The organism is Streptomyces sp. NPDC004788 (assembly GCF_053601115.1).
Genome location: NZ_JBSGBF010000084.1, coordinates 1 through 16,935, shown reverse-complemented (window position 1 = coordinate 16,935; position 16,935 = coordinate 1). Strand labels below are relative to the sequence as shown.

The 16,935-nt window shown below is 75.5% G+C and carries 15 protein-coding genes; 6 read left to right on the top strand and 9 right to left on the bottom strand.

What is annotated here, in order from left to right; genetic code table 11:
• The first annotated feature begins 48 nt into the window (after positions 1-48).
• Both treY and ACWEJX_RS28910 read left to right on the top strand, forming a co-directional pair.
• Positions 49-2,388: a malto-oligosyltrehalose synthase gene (gene treY / locus ACWEJX_RS28915; protein ID WP_451610354.1), complete on the top strand. Its 2,340-nt coding sequence runs from the start codon at positions 49-51 to the stop codon at positions 2,386-2,388.
• A 30-nt stretch (positions 2,389-2,418) separates the two neighbouring features.
• Positions 2,419-2,958, top strand: a complete 540-nt coding sequence (locus tag ACWEJX_RS28910) for a hypothetical protein (RefSeq protein ID WP_451610353.1) — start codon at positions 2,419-2,421, stop codon at positions 2,956-2,958.
• Positions 2,959-3,073: 115 nt separating this feature from the next.
• Here the strand turns inward: ACWEJX_RS28910 and ACWEJX_RS28905 are convergent, their stop codons facing one another.
• Entirely contained in the window at positions 3,074-5,269 is a 2,196-nt protein-coding gene (locus ACWEJX_RS28905) for a hypothetical protein (protein ID WP_451610352.1), read from the bottom strand.
• A gap of 128 nt (positions 5,270-5,397) precedes the next feature.
• Between ACWEJX_RS28905 and ACWEJX_RS28900 the strand changes: the two genes are divergently transcribed.
• A complete protein-coding gene (locus ACWEJX_RS28900; protein ID WP_451610351.1) occupies positions 5,398-5,910 on the top strand; it encodes an SsgA family sporulation/cell division regulator in 513 nt (170 codons plus the stop codon).
• 119 nt (positions 5,911-6,029) lie between these two features.
• Here ACWEJX_RS28900 and ACWEJX_RS28895 read toward each other — a convergent pair whose 3' ends face one another.
• Positions 6,030-7,100 carry a cytochrome P450 gene (locus tag ACWEJX_RS28895; protein ID WP_451610350.1) on the bottom strand — a complete coding sequence of 357 codons (1,071 nt, stop codon included), beginning with the start codon at positions 7,098-7,100 and terminating at the stop codon, positions 6,030-6,032.
• Positions 7,101-7,285: 185 nt separating this feature from the next.
• Positions 7,286-7,843, bottom strand: coding sequence for an FHA domain-containing protein (locus ACWEJX_RS28890; RefSeq protein ID WP_451610349.1), 558 nt, complete (start codon positions 7,841-7,843; stop codon positions 7,286-7,288).
• A 119-nt stretch (positions 7,844-7,962) separates the two neighbouring features.
• Here ACWEJX_RS28890 and ACWEJX_RS28885 point away from each other — a divergent pair, with 119 nt between their 5' ends.
• Both ACWEJX_RS28885 and treZ read left to right on the top strand, forming a co-directional pair.
• Positions 7,963-8,955: a GNAT family N-acetyltransferase gene (locus ACWEJX_RS28885; protein WP_451610348.1), complete on the top strand. Its 993-nt coding sequence runs from the start codon at positions 7,963-7,965 to the stop codon at positions 8,953-8,955.
• 56 nt (positions 8,956-9,011) lie between these two features.
• The gene (gene treZ, locus ACWEJX_RS28880) at positions 9,012-10,763 is read left to right on the top strand and encodes a malto-oligosyltrehalose trehalohydrolase (RefSeq protein WP_451610347.1); all 1,752 of its coding nucleotides are present in this window, start codon (positions 9,012-9,014) and stop codon (positions 10,761-10,763) included.
• A gap of 15 nt (positions 10,764-10,778) precedes the next feature.
• Here treZ and ACWEJX_RS28875 read toward each other — a convergent pair whose 3' ends face one another.
• The 4 genes from ACWEJX_RS28875 to ACWEJX_RS28860 are packed head-to-tail and all read right to left on the bottom strand — an operon-like array spanning position 10,779 to position 14,471.
• Positions 10,779-11,954, bottom strand: a complete 1,176-nt coding sequence (locus ACWEJX_RS28875) for a M24 family metallopeptidase (protein ID WP_451610346.1) — start codon at positions 11,952-11,954, stop codon at positions 10,779-10,781.
• A gap of 59 nt (positions 11,955-12,013) precedes the next feature.
• The gene (locus ACWEJX_RS28870) at positions 12,014-12,976 is read right to left on the bottom strand and encodes a hypothetical protein (protein ID WP_451610345.1); all 963 of its coding nucleotides are present in this window, start codon (positions 12,974-12,976) and stop codon (positions 12,014-12,016) included.
• Between the two features lie 54 nt (positions 12,977-13,030).
• On the bottom strand, positions 13,031-13,921 hold the full coding sequence (locus ACWEJX_RS28865) for a LysR family transcriptional regulator (protein ID WP_451610344.1): 891 nt from the start codon (positions 13,919-13,921) through the stop codon (positions 13,031-13,033).
• A gap of 4 nt (positions 13,922-13,925) precedes the next feature.
• Positions 13,926-14,471, bottom strand: a complete 546-nt coding sequence (locus ACWEJX_RS28860) for a tetratricopeptide repeat protein (RefSeq protein ID WP_451610343.1) — start codon at positions 14,469-14,471, stop codon at positions 13,926-13,928.
• A gap of 138 nt (positions 14,472-14,609) precedes the next feature.
• Here ACWEJX_RS28860 and ACWEJX_RS28855 point away from each other — a divergent pair, with 138 nt between their 5' ends.
• Positions 14,610-15,425 (top strand): CTP synthase C-terminal region-related (seleno)protein, encoded by an 816-nt coding sequence (locus tag ACWEJX_RS28855; RefSeq protein ID WP_451610342.1) that lies wholly within the window; start codon positions 14,610-14,612, stop codon positions 15,423-15,425.
• On the opposite strand, the gene ACWEJX_RS28850 is transcribed toward ACWEJX_RS28855, so the two are convergent.
• Both ACWEJX_RS28850 and ACWEJX_RS28845 read right to left on the bottom strand, forming a co-directional pair.
• Positions 15,406-15,957 carry an isochorismatase family cysteine hydrolase gene (locus tag ACWEJX_RS28850; protein ID WP_451610341.1) on the bottom strand — a complete coding sequence of 184 codons (552 nt, stop codon included), beginning with the start codon at positions 15,955-15,957 and terminating at the stop codon, positions 15,406-15,408. The two genes, ACWEJX_RS28855 and ACWEJX_RS28850, sit on opposite strands and share 20 nt — an antisense overlap.
• Positions 15,958-16,027: 70 nt before the next feature.
• Positions 16,028-16,663, bottom strand: coding sequence for a nucleoside/nucleotide kinase family protein (locus ACWEJX_RS28845; RefSeq protein WP_451610340.1), 636 nt, complete (start codon positions 16,661-16,663; stop codon positions 16,028-16,030).
• Positions 16,664-16,935: the final 272 nt, after the last annotated feature.

The following is a 16,935-nucleotide window of genomic DNA, read 5'->3' as shown; positions in this document are numbered from 1 at the left end:
GGTGAACGTCATGACACAGATGCCTCCCAGCGGGGTACGTACGTTCGCATGACCTCCTCGTCGGAACGGGCGCTGCCCACCGCCACCTACCGGCTCCAGCTGGGGCCGGACTTCCCGTTCGCCGCCGCCGCGCGGGCCGTCCCGCACCTCGCCGGGCTCGGGGTCTCGCACCTCCACCTCTCCCCCGTCCTTGAGGCCGTGCCCGGCTCGGCGCACGGCTACGACGTGACCGACCACCGCTCGGTACGGGCCGAGCTGGGCGGCGAGGCGGGGCTGCGGGCGCTCGCGGCGACCGCGCGGGCGCACGGACTCGGCCTGGTCCTGGATCTGGTGCCCAACCACATGGCGGCCTCGGCCCGGCACAACCACGCGCTGCGCGAGGTGCTGCGGGAGGGGCCGGACTCGCCGTACGCGCGCTGGTTCGACATCGACTGGGCGGCCGGCGGCGGACGGCTGCTCCTTCCGGTGCTGCCGGGCCGGCTGCCGGAGGTACGGGACCGGATGCGGGTGACCGGCGACGTCCTGACCCTCGACGGGCAGGAGTTCCCGCTGCGGGAGGGCACCCGGGACCTGCCGCTCGACGCGCTGCTCGACGCCCAGTGGTACCGGCTCTCCTGGTGGCGCCTGGCCCGCACCGAGCTCAACTACCGGCGCTTCTTCACCATCTCCGACCTCATCGGGGTCCGGGTCGAGGACCCCGAGGTGTTCGCGGCCACGCACGCGAAGGTGCTGGAACTGGTCGCGGACGGGATCGTGGAGGGGCTGCGGATCGACCACCCGGACGGGCTCGCCGACCCGGAGGGCTATCTGGAGCGCCTGGAGGCGGCGACCGGCGGACGGTGCTGGATCGTCGTCGAGAAGATCCTCACCGGCGCCGAGCCGCTGCCCGGTTCCTGGCCGGTCGCGGGCACCACCGGCTACGACGCGCTGCGGTACGTGGACGGCCTCTTCACCGACGCGGTCGGCGCCGCCGAACTCGCCGACGTCTACCGCGAGTTCGTCGGCCGGGCCGGGGACCGGGGCGGCTACTGGGACGCGACCGCGCGGCGCGCCGCGTACAAGGTGGTGACCCATGAGCTGGCCTCCGAGACCGCCGCGCTGACCCGGATCGCGGGCCGGATCTGCGCCGCCGACCCGCGCCTGCGCGACCACGCGCCCTGGGCGCTGCAGACCGCGATCCGCGAGCTCCTCGTCCGGGTGCCGGTCTACCGCACCTACCGCACCGGTGGCGAGGCGGTCCTCACCCCGGAGGCGGCGCGCGGCGCGAAGGCGGCGTTCGCGGTGCCGGAGGAGGCGACGGCGGTGGACGTGATCCGCGACCTGGCGCTCGGCGCCTGCGGCGACGGCCCGGAGCACCGGGCGTTCCGGGCCCGGTTCGCCCAGACCTCGTCGGCGCTGCGCGCCAAGTCCGTCGAGGACACCGCCTTCTACCGCTACACCCCGCTCCTGTCGGCCAACGAGGTCGGCGGCGACCCGGGCCACCCGGCGGTCTCACCCGACGACTTCCACGCCTACTGCGCCCGGCTGGCCCGCGACTGGCCGGCCACCGGCACCGTCCTGAGCACCCACGACACCAAGCGCAGCGCGGACGTACGGGCCGGGATCGCCGTCCTCGCCCAGTGCCCGCAGTGGTGGGCGGAGCTCCTGGAGGAGGTCTCCGAGGTGCCCGCGCCCGATCCGCACCTGGCGTGGACGGCCTGGCAGACCGCGTTCGGCTTCGGCGCCCCGGACCCGGACCGGATCGGGCCCGCCGTCCTCAAGTCCGTGCGCGAGGCGGGCCTGCACACCAGCTGGACCGAGCCGGACGCGGCCTACGAGCGGGCCGTGGCCGACTTCGTGGCGGCGGGCCCCGGCCGCGTCCCGCTGCGCGGGGCCTCCGAGTCGGCCCTCGCCCTCGAACCCCACATCCGCGCCCAGGTCCTCGGCGCCACGCTCGTCCAGCTCACCATGCCGGGCGTGCCCGAGCTCTACCAGAACACCGAACGCGACTACCGCGCCCTGGTCGATCCCGACAACCGCGCCCCTTTCGCGATCGGCCCCGACGACGACAAGACCGCGCTCGTCCGCGCCGCCCTCCGGCTCCGCCGCGACCACCGGGACCTCTTCGGCCCCTCGTCCACGTACACCCCGCTGGCCGCCACCGGCCCGGCGGCCCCGCACTGCCTCGCCTTCACCCGCACCGACCGCGTCCTGACGGCCGTCACCCGGCTCTCGCTGCGCCTCGCCGAGGCGGGCGGCTGGCAGGACACGGCGATGGCGCTGCCCGCGGGCCGCTGGCTCGACGCCCTGGACGGCGTACGGGAGTTCACCGGCGGCCCGGACACGCCGGTGAAGCTGGCGGAGCTGTTCGAGGAGCGCCCGGTGGCGCTGCTGGTGCGTGACGCCTGACCCACGGCGCGCCCGACTAAGCTGATGATCATGACAAAGGATCAGGTAGGGCGGTTGATCGGGGCCGGTTTCGGTCTCTTCTTCGTCGCGGCCAACGTCGGATTCCTGCCCACCGGGGTCGCGACCCCGCTGCGCCTCGCCGCCATCGCCGCCTTCCTCGGCGTGGTCGTCTTCGGCCGCCGCGCCCGGCCGGCGCCCGCACCGGCCGCGGGCCCCCGCTTCGGACGCCGCTACTGGTACGTGGTGGCGGCCGAGGTGCTCGCCCTGGCGGCCGGCCTCGTGGTCATCGCCCGCGTGCTGCACGCGCCCGAGGCCTCCGTCGGCTGGATCGCCTTCGTCGTCGGCGTCCACTTCTTCGGCCTCGCCATCGCCTGGCACCGCCCGTCCCTGCACGCCCTCGCCGCCGCGATCACCGTCTGCGGCGCGACGGGCCTGGTCCTGGCGGCCGCCGGCGCCCCCGTCCCGGCGATCCGGCTGACCGCCGGAGTCGTCCCGGGCCTGCTGCTGCTCGGCTCGGTCTGGTGGTCCGCGCGGTCCCGGTCCGGCGCGGCGGCCCCGGCGGTGTCCTGACGGGGCGCGCCCGTGAGCGAGTGAGAGGGGCGAGGAGAGCGAACGGACTACAGACGAATTGGATTTCGTGAGAAGGAAGCCCGTTCATGGCCTCGCCCCGGAAGGACCGTAACACTCAGGCGGGGATCAGGTCGCGCAGGTTTTCCGGCGTGATCACCCGCGACCCCGGGGCGAGACCGTCGGGGCGCGCGAGACCGACGTAGGTCACCGGCTCCTCCGGAAGGGTCCGGCCGTCCCACAGCGCCGTGCGGGCCCCCGCCCCGGCCATCAGGTCCGTGAGGTGCCGGACGGTCAGCGGACGGCGTTCGACCAGGCCGCGCACCAGCACCGCGAACGTGACCGCGTTCTCCTCGACCCGGTTCTCCGCCGGCTCGCCCTTGAGGTACAGGTGCAGCCAGCGGGCCTGCCAGCGCCCCTCCTCGTCACGCTGGAAAGCGAGCGGCAGCGCGATCCGGCCGGGCCCGCGCAGGTCCGACTTCATGCGTACGGTGCGCGGTTCGAAGGGTCTGCCCTCCTGGTCGGCGTCGCGCAGCATGAAGCCGAAGAACGACTCCTCCACCATGTCGAAGCCTTCCCCGGCGTACACGTGCACCTGCGGGACGATGAAGCTGCCGCGCACCCCGCCGAGCCGCAGGTCGATGAACTCGGAAGCCCCGTCGGGAGCTTCGGTGACATCGCCGGAGTGGGTGCCTTCGAGCGTGGCGAGGGAGGTGTACGACAGCCAGGTGACGGCGTCGTAGTCGGCGTCCAGGAGGATCGCGGACAGGTCGTGGTCGGTGGTGCGGCGCGCCTGCTTCCAGTAGGTGAAGAAGCGCAGCAGGTCGCCTTCGACCGGTGAGACGGAGCCGCGCGGCAGGGTGCCGAGCCCCGCCGCGGCCGCCCGGCCGCTCAGCGGGAGCGCCACGTCGAGGACCTCGGGGTCGACGAGCAGCCGCTCCGGGACCGCGAGCCGGCGCAGGGTCTCGGCATCGAGGATCGCGGTGAGCCGCTCGCGGACCTCGGGCGGCAGCGGCCGCCGGGTGTCCTCGGTGACCCAGGCGCCGCCGCTCCGGTTGACGAACACCCGGCGCGGCTCGCCCTCCCCGGTACGGTTCTGGACGTGCTCGCGCAGGGACAGCACGACCCGGCCGGACACTCGTGGCGCGGCCCGCTCGGCGGCCGCGAGGACGGCCGCGCGCTGCTCGCCCTCGGTGGCCGTGCGCAGCATTCGGTCCAGGGAGCGGAAGAGCATGCCGGGCGCCGTGGCGGCCAGCAGGTCGGCCGCGCCGGTGACATCGCCCGCTCCGAGCAGCCGCTCCAGGCCGCGGGCGAGCGACGGTGCCTGACGCTCGCCGCGGGCGACGGCGAACACCTCGGCGGCGTGGGGCCACTGGGGGTACTCGTGTGGATGCAGCCGTTCCCCGAGCCGCTTCCACGCCTCCCGTCGGGCGGGCACGTCGGCGAGCCGAGCCGGGTTCGCGGCGACGAGGGCGTCGAGGCCCGCGAGCATGGCACGGCGGTGCGGACGGGACGTGGAGCGGAACCGGGTGGGCTCGCGCAGACTCACGTCGCCGTCCGAGAGGGCGCACGCCAGGCGCAGGACGTCGGTGACGGTGTCGAGCAGGAGGCCGGCGCCCGCCGCGAGCCGGGCCCGGTTGACCACCGCCCGGTTCTCCCGGACCGGGATCGCCTCCGGCGGGCGGCCGTGCGCGCAGTGCCCGGCGAGCACGGCCAGGTCGTTCAGGTGCTCCTCGCCGAGCGGTGTGCGGCTTCCGGCGAGGGACAGGTAGAGCGCCTCGGCCTCCGCGTCGAGGGACGCGCCGGGGTGCAGCACCGTCACGCGGTCCCCGGCCGAGGCGACGAGTGCGTCGTGGGCCGCGGCCATCTCCTCGTACGTGTGCGGGTAGCGGCCGTACGCCGGCAGGGTGAGCAGGTCGATCCGGCCGGCGCGCAGCTGGGCGAGCGCCGCCGGGCGGGCGGCCTCGTCCGCGAGGGCGCGGGCGACGCACTCGGCCCAGAAGGCGGCGGTGTCGGGCACGTTGGCCGGGAAGTCGACGAAGTAGACGTTGTGCCGGACGTGGTCGCCGACGAGCTCGCGGACGGTGTCGAGGGTGCGGGCGGCGGTGTCGCGCACCGTCTCCGCGTCCCGCGCGGACAGTTCGGCGAGCAGCCCGGCCGACAGCTTGAACCCGACGGCCATCAGGGCCACGTCGAACTGCCGTGCCGCGGCACCTCCTTGAGCGTCTTCGTGGTGGTCGGCGGGAGCGGCTCCTGCCGGGACCGGGACGCGGAGGGTGTGCCGTACGACCAGACGTTCGAGAGTGTGACGCATGCGGGCATGGTCGCAGGCGTCCACGCCCCGACGCACACCGGTTTCATCCCGTGCTCGTCCGGACGCATAGGTCCGGCGACAGCGGTTACGCGAACAGCAGGCGAATGCAGGCGGAGAAGGGATACGACATGTCCGAACCGCGGCGACGTGACGACCGGACCGGGCGCACGGCGACACCTCTGGTCGGCCCCTGGCACACGGTGGGGCACCGGGTGCACGCGGATCTGGAGTTCCCGATCGAGGTGACGTTCGCGTACGACCCCGGCGATCCGTGGGCGGTCCGGGCCTCCTTCGGCCAGTTCGGTCAGTCGGTGGACTGGACGCTCTCCCGCGAACTGCTGCACTGCGGCACCCGGACCGCCTGCGGGGAGGGCGACGTCCAGCTGTGGCCGCTGCGGGACGCCCGTCGGCACGACGGTCGGCGCGGCGGACGGCGGGGCGGCGGGCACGGCGGGCGGGTGCGGATACGGCTCGGCGGTACGGGAGTTCCGGTCCTGGTCGACGTCGACCGGGCGGCGCTGTGCGCCTGGCTGTCGGCCACCTTCCACGCGGTGCCGGCCGGCAGCGAGCGGGACCGGATCGACTGGGCGGCCGAGGCGGCGCACATCGGCCCGGGGGTCCGCCCGGAGTCCGAGAGCTGACCGCCGGGCGGCACCGGGGCCGCGACCACGGCCGAGGGGACCGGCCCCAGGGCCTGTCCGGCGGATCAGGATCGGACCGGCCGCGGCGTCGGCCCCGGCCGTGATCCGCCGGACCGGCCCTAGCCTCCCGGCAGGACCATCAGGCTCCTCGGCGCCCGGGTGATCACACCCGTCCGTTCCGGCCGGAAGCCGTCCGCCAGACGCAGCCGCGGCATGGCCTGGAAGAGCGCGCGGAGGGCGTATTCCGCTTCGAGGGCGGCGAGGGTCACGGCCGGGCAGTAGCCGGGGCCGTAGGTGAGCTGGCCCGGGTCGTCGCGGAAGGGGTCGTAGCGGTCGGGGGCGCGGAAGCGTTCGGGGTCGCGGCCGGCCGCTCCGATGAGGAGGGCGACGGGGGCACCGGCCGGCAGGGTGCCGCCGGAGACCCTGATCTCGCCGCGGGTGCGGCGCATGACGACCTGGACCGGGGGCTCACGGCGCAGCGACTCCGTCCAGGCGCGGGCGACCAGGCCGGCGGGCGCGTCGCGGAGGGCCGCGGTCCGGTCGGGGTCCGCGAGGACGTCGGCGAGGAAGCCGGCCAGGGCCTTCTCGCGTACGGCGATCTGGGCCGTGCACTGCCCGGCGAGCGCGGAGGCGGCCCGGCCGCGGACCAGGCGCATCATGTCGCGGTACGGGACGCCGACGGCCGCGGCGACGGTGCCGGCGGGCAGCCAGTGGCAGAAGTCGGCGACCAGGTCGGCGCGCGGCCGGTCGGCGATCCGGCGGGCGAGGACGAACGCGGTGCGCTCGGCGACGGCCCGCAGCTCGGCCTCGTCCACGTCGGTGTGGGTCTCGGCGCACGGCGGGTCGCCGGGCCGGTGCCCATGGGTGAAGCGGGCGTCGGTGAGGGCGCTCGCCACGTCCGCGTACCGGCTCAGCACCCAGGCCCGCAGCAGCGGGTCGTGGGTGAGCGGGAACTCCTCGCGGAGCACCCGGTAGACGCGGTACGGGTCGCGGCCCGCGCCCGGCTCCAGCGGGCTGGGCGCCACCCGGCGCGCCTCGTGGCGCCGGTGCGGCGCCGGCCCGGGCCCGGGGCCCGGCCGGGCGGGTGCCATGGTGGGCAGCTCGGCCCACGGGTCCCGCCGGCCGGGCGGCCGGTCAGGCGTGCGGTGGTGTGGTGCGTGATGCGGTGTGCGGTTCGGCTCGTCGCTCATCTCGCCCCCTCGTCGGTCAGGCGCGCGTCTCCCCAGACCATCACCGGGAAGACCCGGTCGCAGCAGGTATACCGCCGAACGGGTGATTCGGCCCCACCCGACTCAGGTCAACCTCGGGTCAACGTCGGGTCAAACGCGGTCGGCCTCAGCCAACCTCAGTCGACCTCGGTCGGCCTCGGTCGGCCTCAGGTCAGCGAGAGGCGGAAGGACATCTGTCCGAAACCGACCTGGTCCCCGGCCCGCACCACCACCGCGCCCGTCACCCGGCGCCCGTTGACCGTGGTGCCGTTGGTGGACCCGAGGTCCCGCAGCACCCACATGCCGCCCTGCAGGGACAGCTCCGCGTGCAGCCGGGACACCGTCTCGTGGCTGAGCCGCAGCCCGTTCACCGGGTCGCGCCCGATCCGCAGCGGATACGGCCCCGGCTGCGGCAGCAGCAGCTTCGGCAGCCGCTCGGCGTGCCAGGCCCGGCCCAGCTTCGCCGTGAACGCCGACATCTTCTCGACCGCGCCCACCACCCGCCGCGTCCACGGCGACTCCGTCGCCAGGTCGGCGGTGAGCAGGGCGAGTTCGTCGGGCCGCCGGGCGACGAGCGCCCGCTCCATCCGGAACAGGAAGGTGTCGTGCGACAGACGCCCCTGCGCCGCGCCCTCGCGCAGCAACGCGAGCGCGCGCTCCCGCTCGGCGTCGCTCAGCCGAGGGGCGTCCGGCGGACCGGCCGGCAGCTCGTAAGGGGTCGTCACATCCGTGATTGTCGGCCGGAAGGCCCCGGGGTGTCCAGAAGGGCCCCGATAACCCGGGTGACCCCCGGCGCGATCGTTGCTACGGTCCGACGACTCGACTACCTGGGGGAACCCTCATCTTGACCTCGCATCACGCGTCTCACACGTCCGACGCCCCGCTCGTCGTCCGGCCGCTCGCCGGGCCCGGGGAGCTGGACCTCTTCAACCGCCTCGACTACGTCCTCGACCACGAGCTCGCGGACGACCTCGCCACCGGCCGGCGCCGCCCGGAGTGGCTGTGGGTGGCGCTGCGCGGCGACCGGCTCGTCGGCCGCGTCGGCTGGTGGACCGGCCGGCCCGGGACCGCACCGCAGGCCCTCGACTTCTTCGACCTCGATCCCGCGCTGGCGCCGGAGGAGGCCGCCGAGACCGGCCGGCGGCTCCTGGAGACGGCGAGCGCCGCGGTCCTCGGCGACGGCCCGCGCCCCGAGTTCGGGCGCTTCATGCCGGCGGACTGGCGGGAGGACCCGGAGACCCGCCGCCGCCTGGAGACCCTCTTCGGGGTGCTTGAGGCCTCCGGCGCCCGGCCGCTCGTCGAGCGGCTCCGCCTGGAGTGGCGGCCCGGCACCCCGGTGCCCGCGCCCGGCGGGCGCCTGGTCTTCCGGCCGGTCCGCGACCGCGAGGACCTGCTCGCGCTGATGACCCCGGTCATGGAGGACACCCTCGACGCCCACGGCCAGGCCGACCTCGCCGGCGGGCTCTCCCCGCGCGAGGCCGCCGAGCTGCACTACGACGAGGAGCTGGCGCAGTACACCACGCCCCGCGCGTGGTGGCGGATCGCCGAGCTGCCGGGCACCGGCGAGCCGGTCGGCTTCGTCGTCCCCGCGCGCAACAACTACCACCCGATCATCGCGTACATCGGCGTGCTGCCCGCCCACCGCGGCCGGGGCTACGTCGACGACATCCTCGCCGAGGGGACCCGGGTGCTCGCCGCCGAGGACGTGCCGCGGATCCGGGCGGCGACGGACGTCGGGAACGTGCCGATGGCGAATTCGTTCGCCCGGGCGGGTTACACGGCCTTCGAGCGGGCGATCAACTTCGTGTGGGACGCACCGGGCGATCGGGGCGACTGACTGCCAGGATGGTCCCGTAGTCGTCCGTCGTACGTCGTCGTCGAGGGGACCGTCGCGTGCTGTTCGAGGTATGGGCGCCGCACGCCCGTGACCGGGTGACGCTGGAACTGAACGGCGCCGAGCACCCGCTGGAGCGGGACGCCGAGCGGGCCGGCTGGTGGACCGGGGTCGTCCCCGCCGCCGACGGCGATCGCTACGGCTTCTCGCTCGACGGCGGGCCCCTGCTGCCCGACCCGCGCGCCCGCCGGCTGCCCGACGGACCGGACGGCCTCGCCGCGGTCGTCGACCACGACACGTACGCCTGGCGGCACGAGACGCCCCGGCTGAAGGTGCGCGGCGGCGTCCTGTACGAGCTGCACGTCGGCACCTTCACCCCCGAGGGCACCCTCGACGCGGCGGCGGCGCGGCTCGGGGAGCTGGCCGGGCTCGGGATCACCCATGTGGAGCTGATGCCGCTGTGTCCGTTCCCCGGGGTGCACGGCTGGGGGTACGACGGGGTGGCGCCGTGGGCGGTGCACGAGCCGTACGGCGGGCCGGCGGCGCTCCGGCGCTTCGTGGACGCGGCGCACGGACTCGGCCTCGGCGTGGTCCTGGACGTGGTGCACAACCACCTGGGCCCGTCCGGCAACCATCTGCCGTCCTTCGGGCCCTACTTCACCGAGACCCACCACACGCCGTGGGGCGCGGCGGTGAACCTGGACGCGCCCGGCTCGGACGAGGTGCGGGCGTACTTCCTGGGCAGCGCGCTGGCCTGGCTGCGCGACTACCGGATCGACGGCCTGCGCCTCGACGCCGTGCACGCCCTCGCCGACACCCGGGCGCTGACGTTCCTTGAGGAGCTGTCGGCGGCGGTGGACGAGCTGGCCAGGGAGCAGGGCCGGCAGCACTTCCTGATCGCCGAGTCCGACCTCAACGACCCGCGCACCACCACCCCGCGCGCGGTCGGCGGCCTCGGTCTCCACGCCCAGTGGAACGACGACTTCCACCACGCCCTGCACGCCGCGCTCACCGGTGAGTCCCAGGGCTACTACGCCGACTTCGCGCGCGCCCCGATGGCCGCGCTCGCCAAGACGCTCACCCGGGTCTTCTTCCACGACGGCACGTACTCCAGCTTCCGGGGCCGCCACCACGGCCGCCCGGTCGACCGCGACCGCACGCCCGCCCACCGCTTCCTCGGCTACTCCCAGACCCACGACCAGATCGGCAACCGGGCCACCGGTGACCGTCTTTCGGCCACCCTCTCCCCCGGTCTGCTCGCCTGCGCGGCGGCCCTCGTCCTGACCGGCCCGGCGATCCCGATGCTGTTCATGGGCGAGGAGTGGGGGGCGACGACGCCCTGGATGTACTTCACCGACCACACCGACCCGGAGCTCGCCGAGGCCGTCCGGCGGGGCCGGCGCCGGGAGTTCGCGGCGCACGGCTGGGCCGAGGAAGACGTCCCGGACCCGCAGGAACCGGCCACCCGGGACCGCTCGGTCCTGGACCGCGCCGAGCGCGAGCGCGACCCGCACAAGCGGCTGCTCGCCTGGTACCGCGAGCTGATCGCGCTGCGCCGCACCCTGCCCGACCTCACCGACCCCGATCTCGGCGGCGTGAAGGTGGCGTACGACGAGGAGGCGCGCTGGCTCGTCTTCCGGCGCGGCGACGTCCGGGTCGCGGTCAACCTGGGCAAGGAGCCGGCGGACATCGCGCTCGGCTCCAACGGCCGCGACCGGGTGCTCGCCGCCTGGGAGCGGACGGCGGCACCCGGCCGGGACGGGCTGCTCAGGCTGTCGGCCGAGTCCGCGGTCGTCCTCGGTGACGGATGACCGCGGGCGGGCCTGCTACTCGACGATCGCCATCTCGCGCGACGTGTTGTTGAAGCGGCGCCCGGCGCCGTCCTGCGTCAGCGTCACGATGTCCTCGATGCGCACCCCGAAGCGGCCCGGCAGATAGACGCCCGGCTCGATGGAGAAGCACATGCCGGGCAGGATCGGGAGCTCCTCGCCCTCGATCATGTACGGGGGTTCGTGGGTGGTGACGCCGATGCCGTGGCCGGTGCGGTGGATGAAGTACTCGCCGTAGCCCGCGTCCGTGATGACCTTGCGGGCCGCCCGGTCGACGTCCTGGCACGCGGCCCCGGCCCGTACGGCCTCGAAACCGGCCTGCTGTGCCTCGCGTACGAGGTCGTGGACGCGCCGCTCCTCGTCCGTGGGCTCGCCCACGTGGACGGTGCGGGTGGTGTCGGAGCCGTAGCCGTGCTTGAGGCCGCCGAAGTCGAGGACGACCATGTCGCCGCGTTCGATGGTGCGGTCGCCGGCCTCGTGGTGCGGGTTGGCGCCGTTGGGGCCGGAGCCGACGACGGTGAAGTCGACCTGGGAATGGCCGAATTCCATGAGGAGGGCGGCCAGGTCGGCGGCCACCTCGGTCTCCTTGCGCCCGGCGAAGCGGACCTTCAGGATCTCGCCGTACGCCGCGTCGGCGGCGGCTCCGGCGGTGGCGATGCGGGCCAGCTCGGCCTCGTCCTTGACGGCGCGGAGCATCGGCAGGGCCTCGGTGAGCGACACGTACGAGGTGTCGGGCAGGGTCTGCTGGAGGCCGAGCAGGTGCATGGCCCAGGCGTTGTCGCTGACGCCGAACCGGCCGGAGACGTCGAGCAGCGGGGCGGTGACGGCGTACGGGTCCTTGCCGTCGGTCCAGTCGCGCAGGGTCAGGGCCGCGGCGCCCGCGGCCTTCGCGGCGTCCGGGGCCTCCAGGGTGGGCACGACGAGCACCGGGTCCTGGCCGGGCGCGAGGACGAGGACGGTGAGCCGCTCGGTGATCGCGGTGGGCTGGTAGCCGGTCAGGTAGACCAGGTCGGGGCCGGGCGCGACCAGCACGCCGGCGAGCCCCGCCGCGGCGGCGGAGTCGGCGGCCCGGGCCATCCGGGCCCGGTAGTCGTCGGCGGTGAACGGGGCGGGTGCGGCGCCGCCGGCGGGCGCGGTGCTCTCGGTGCTCTCGGGCGTGCGGCTCTCGGGCATGGGTGATCTCCTCCTCGACGTACGCCATCCTGCCCGGCCGGGACGGGCGACGCGACTGCTTACCGGCCCTGCTCGGGGCCGCGCACGATGAGGCGTTCGAGCAGCGCCTGGAACTCGTCGCCGACGACGATGCGCAGCTGGCCGTCGTCCTCGCCGTGCTCGCTGAGCTGGGTGAGCGTGCCGGCCCGCCACCAGAAGACGTACGGGCTGATGGCGCCCGGCGTGTCCTCGTAACCGGAGGCGGCGAAGGAGGCCATCGCGCCGAGCGCGGGCACGATCGTGGTGTCCCGGATGGGGTGGAAGGCGAGCTGGTGCCGGAAGGGCATGGCGACGAGGGCGCCGTCGTCGGTGAGCGGCCGGCCGGTGACCCGGCGGACGACGGCGTCGAGGTCGAGGACCCGGCTCGCGGTGTAGAAGGAGTCGCCGAGGATGACCTCGAAGCTCATGCCGTCGGCGTCCTTGACGGTCTCGTGGCCCTCGACGGGCAGCCCGCGCAGGTTGTCGAGCGCGCGGGCGCGCAGCCGGGCCGGGTCGCCGAGGCGTTCCAGGGCCTCGTCGGTGAGGGTCATGACGCTCTCCGGCAGGTCGAGCGCGAGGACCTCGTAGAGCCCGGGCGCGACGCTGCGGGCGTAGCCGAAGGTGCCCGGGTCGATGCCGTCGCCGCTGACGACGCGCGGGTAGAGCTGGGCGCGGATCTGCTCGGGCGGCAGGGTGTCGAGCGCGGAGGGGCCTTCGAGGGCGCGGACCACGAGCCGGACGTGCCGGTCGATCAGGCGGGGCCAGACGCGGGTACCGCGCGGGTCCTGGTGGCAGACGGCGGCGAGGTTGCCGAGGCCGAAGCGCCGGCCCGCGTCGTCCGTCACGTGGTCGGCGTAGACGGTGACTTCGAGCCCGAGCTCGGCGAAGGTCGCCCGGACCCGGCCGCGGAAGAGCGCGGCCTCGCGCTCGGAGAAGTACGAGAACTCCGGGTCCCTCGGCGCGTCCTCGTCGTCGCGTCTGGGCCCTCGCCGGAACCACCCCACGTCGCCCCGCCTTTCGTCGCCGCTCTGGCCGGTGGCCACAGGCCACTCGCCAGACTATCGGCCGTTCGGGGCGCGCAGGGAGAGCTGCCTGGTCAACTGGGCCGCCGGTCCGGCCGGTTCGGCGCCGGCGTGCAGGAGCTCCGTGCGGTGGACGAGGCGGGGCGCGGCGAGCGGCACCGCCACCGCGCCCGGGACGCCCGCGGCGGCGGAGGCCGGCAGCAGGGCGAGGCCGTGTCCGGCGGCGGCGAGGGCGGCGAGGGTACGGACGTCGGTCCCCTCGTAGCGCAGCGCGGTGCGGAAGCCGTGGCCGGCCGGGCCGCCGTGCACGGCGCGCAGCCGGTCGAGCGGGAAGCCGGCGTCGGGCGCGTCGAGCCAGCGGGCGTCCACGAGGTCGGCGAGGTCGAGTCCGGGGCGCCCGGCCAGGGGATGGCCGGCCGGCAGCAGCAGGACGAGGGGCTCCTCCGCGACGGCGCGGACGGTCAGCGGGGCGACGTCGGGCAGCCGCAGCGGGTCGCTGGGCGCGGCGAGCCCGTCGACGAGCCCGAGGTCGGCCTCCCCGACGGCGACGGCGGCGGGGACCTCGTCGCGCGGCAGGGTCCGCAGGGTGACGCCGGCGGCGGGCAGCGCGGCGAGGACCCGGGGGTGCAGGGCGAGCGGCGAGGCGACGAGGGTGAGCGTCCCGCGCGGCGCGGCGGCGAAGCGGGCCAGGTCCACGCGGGCCGCGTCGAGGCGCAGCAGCAGCGAACCCGCGTGTTCGAGCAGCCGCTCGCCGGCCGGTGTGGGGGCGACGGGCCGGCGGGTCAGCAGCGGCACGCCGAGGTCCGCCTCCAGGGCGGCGATGTGCTGGGAGACGGCGGACTGGGTGTAGCCGAGGTCGCGGGCCGCTTCCGAGAAGGAGGCGAGCCGGGCGACGGCGACGTACGTGCGGAGGAGGTGCGGGTCCACCGGCTCAGGACCCCTGGGGCGTCTTCAGCAGGTCCTTGGCGTAGTGGGCGAGGGAGCGGTTGTAGCGCGGCAACAGCGGCGCGAGGGCCCCGAGCGCGAGCGCCGCGGCCTCGCGCTCGCGGCCGGTGTCGGCGAGGGCGAGCGCGAGGAAGGCGTCGACGGCGGCGGACAGGGCGGTCTCGTCGGCGTCCAGCCGGTCGGCGGGGACGGCGCGCTCCTCGGTGAGGAGTTCGACGCTCTGGTCGGGGCGCCCGAGGTTGCGCAGGCTGCTGGCGAGCTGGATGACGGCACGGCGGCGGCGCAGCCCGGTGAGCCCGCCGTCGAGGGCGCGCCGGTAGAGGCGCACGGCCTGCTCGGGCTCGCCGGTGGAGTCGTGCGCGGCGCCCTGCTCGAAGAGGGCGACGGGATCGTGCTCGGCGCGCTCGGCGGCGAGTTCCGCGATGCGGGTGCGGAAGGCGGCGGGGTCGTCGGCGTACGCGTCGAGCTCGGCCCAGGCGGCGGCAACGCGCTCTTCCCAGTCGCCGGCGTCGCCGGTGTCGCTGTTGGTCATGGCGGAACCCTATCCCCGGCCGGTCGCGCGCCTCCTGGGCCCGCTCAGGGCCCGCGACCCGCCTGATAAGCATCCGTGATGCAGAGTGCAGGAACCATCGTTGGACGTGAACGAGGGAGCGAGGCCAGCATGGGCGTCATGAACCCGCAGAACAACCGCCCGCAGAACTCCCGCACTCCCCGTATCGCCCTCGTCGGCGACCGCTCCCCGCACGTCAAGTCCCACATCCGCATCCCCATGCTGCTCGACGCCCTCGCCGAGCGCGACGGCCTCGTCCTCGACGCGTACTGGATCCAGAGCCGGAACGCCGAGGAGCCGGGCGCCGTGAAGGGCTTCGACGCCGTGTGGCTGCTGCCCGGCAGCCCGTACGAGAGCGAGGCGGGCGCGATCGCCGCGATCCGTGCGGCCCGCGAGGACGGCATCCCGTTCCTGGGCACCTGCGCCGGTTTCCAGCACGCGCTCCTGGAGTTCGCGCGGAACGTGTGCGGCCTGGAGCGGGCGGCGCACGCCGAGAACGACCCGGCGGCCGACGAGGCCGATCTGCTGCTCGCCCCGCTCGCCTGCTCGCTCGTGGGCCACGAGGGCCCGGTGCGGGTGACGCCGGGCTCGCTCGCGGAGTCGGTGATCGGCGCCGAGCTGACGACCGAGCGCTACCACTGCAACTACGGCCCCGACAGCCGCCATCTGGACACCCTGACCGCGCACGGCCTGGCCCTCACCGGCCACGACGACGACGGGCAGGTCCGGATCGCCGAGCTGCCCGGCCACCCCTTCTTCCTCGCCACGCTCTTCCAGCCCGAGCTGGCGGGCGACGGCACCCGCCCGCACCCGGTCGTCCGGGCGTGGGCGCGGGCGGCGGCCGAGCACGCGGCCGGGGCGGAGGCCGGGGCCGGGGCGGAGGCCGGGGCCGGGGCGGAGGCCGGGGCCGGGGCCGTCAGCGTGCCGGCGGCCTGAAGTCCACCTCGGCGGACGGCAGGACGCGCACGGAGCGTCCGGGGAAGTCCAGGTTGCGGAAGATCTCGTTGTGGTGGGCGACGGACGCGTCGGGCGCGGCGTACGGGCCCTCGCCGTCCCGCACGGAGGTGGTGTGGCCGTCGGCGACGAGTACGAGGTCGTAGCCGCGGCTGAGGGCCTGGCGGGCGGTGGTGTCGACGCAGATCTCCGTCGCGAAGCCCGTCACGACGACCTCGGTCGCGCCGAGCGCCCGGAGGGCGGCGTCGAGCCCGGTGTCGAGGAAGCCGTCGGCGCTGGTCTTGGCGATCACCGACTCGCCGGCCACCGGGGCGAGTTCGGGCACGATCCGCCAGCCGGGTGTGCCCGGTTCGAGGCCGCCGCCGTGGTGCTGGACGGTGACGACGGGCACACCGGCGGCGCGGGCGCGGTCGCAGAGCCCGGCGATGACGGCGATGGTGCCGGCGGCCCGGTGGGCGATGTCGGCGAGGGCGTTCTGCATGTCGATGACGAGGACCACCGGCGCGTGTGTCATGCGCACACCGTAGAACCCGCCCGGTGGCTCACGTCACGTCGGTCACGTCACGTCGGTCACGTCACGTCGGTCACGTCATGCGGACGACGAGGTCGGCACGTTCCCTGCCCCGCGCCACCAGGCGGGCGTTGGCCTCGTCGGACTCCGCGACCCAGCGCGCGGCGTGCTCCGGTTCCTTGCCGAAGCGGACGTGGCGGGCGACGAGCCGGGGGACGCGGTGGCGGTCGGCCAGGTCCAGGTACCAGACCTCGTCGAGCAGCGGCCGTACGGCGGACCACGGGCCCTCGTCGAGCAGCAGGTAGTTGCCCTCGGTGACGACGAGCGGCACCTCGGGCGGTACGGGTACGGCCCCGGCGACGGGCTCCTCCAACGCCCGGTCGAAGGCGGGCGCGTACACGGTCACTCCGGGCTCGGCGGCCCGCAGCCGCCCGAGCAGCGCGGCGTAACCGGCCGCGTCGAAGGTGTCTGGCGCCCCCTTCCGTCCGGCCCGCCCCAGCCGCTCCAGCTCGGCCTGCGCCAGATGGAACCCGTCCATCGGCACGAGGGCGGCGAGCCCGCCGAGTCCCGCGACGAGGCGTCCGGCGAGCGTCGACTTCCCGGCCCCGGGCGGCCCGGCGATGCCCAGCACCCGGCGCCGCCCGTCCCGGGCGAGCCCCCGGGCCCGCTCGACGAGCCGCTCCAGTTCCCGCGCGTCCATGCCGGGCATTGTCGCACCGGGCGAATGCCGGGGGCCGCCCCGGGATTGGCTGGCCGGGGGCCGGTCGGGACCGCCTGACGGCTCGGCCGCGCGGCCGGATCCGACGGGGGTGGATCCGGCCGCGCTGCTCGGCTCAGGCGCCCAGGTGCGCCTCGACCTGCGCCGATGCGGCTGGCAGAGTCATGGCCGCGGGCCCGCGGCCGCGGCCGGGGGGGGGGCGGGGGGCCCCCCCGCCCGGCGGCGCGCGGGGCGCGGCCGCGGGCCCGCCCCACCCCCCCGCG

What these genes read in the sequence shown, in the direction of transcription:
- treY (WP_451610354.1), top strand. Translation starts at nt 49, where the DNA reads ATGACCTCCTCGTCGGAACGGGCGCTGCCCACCGCCACCTACCGGCTC.
- ACWEJX_RS28910 (WP_451610353.1), top strand. Translation starts at nt 2,419, where the DNA reads ATGACAAAGGATCAGGTAGGGCGGTTGATCGGGGCCGGTTTCGGTCTC.
- ACWEJX_RS28905 (WP_451610352.1), bottom strand. Translation starts at nt 5,269, where the DNA reads ATGCGTCACACTCTCGAACGTCTGGTCGTACGGCACACCCTCCGCGTC.
- ACWEJX_RS28900 (WP_451610351.1), top strand. Translation starts at nt 5,398, where the DNA reads ATGTCCGAACCGCGGCGACGTGACGACCGGACCGGGCGCACGGCGACA.
- ACWEJX_RS28895 (WP_451610350.1), bottom strand. Translation starts at nt 7,100, where the DNA reads ATGAGCGACGAGCCGAACCGCACACCGCATCACGCACCACACCACCGC.
- ACWEJX_RS28875 (WP_451610346.1), bottom strand. Translation starts at nt 11,954, where the DNA reads ATGCCCGAGAGCCGCACGCCCGAGAGCACCGAGAGCACCGCGCCCGCC.
- ACWEJX_RS28860 (WP_451610343.1), bottom strand. Translation starts at nt 14,471, where the DNA reads ATGACCAACAGCGACACCGGCGACGCCGGCGACTGGGAAGAGCGCGTT.
- ACWEJX_RS28855 (WP_451610342.1), top strand. Translation starts at nt 14,610, where the DNA reads ATGAACCCGCAGAACAACCGCCCGCAGAACTCCCGCACTCCCCGTATC.
- ACWEJX_RS28850 (WP_451610341.1), bottom strand. Translation starts at nt 15,957, where the DNA reads ATGACACACGCGCCGGTGGTCCTCGTCATCGACATGCAGAACGCCCTC.
- ACWEJX_RS28845 (WP_451610340.1), bottom strand. Translation starts at nt 16,663, where the DNA reads ATGCCCGGCATGGACGCGCGGGAACTGGAGCGGCTCGTCGAGCGGGCC.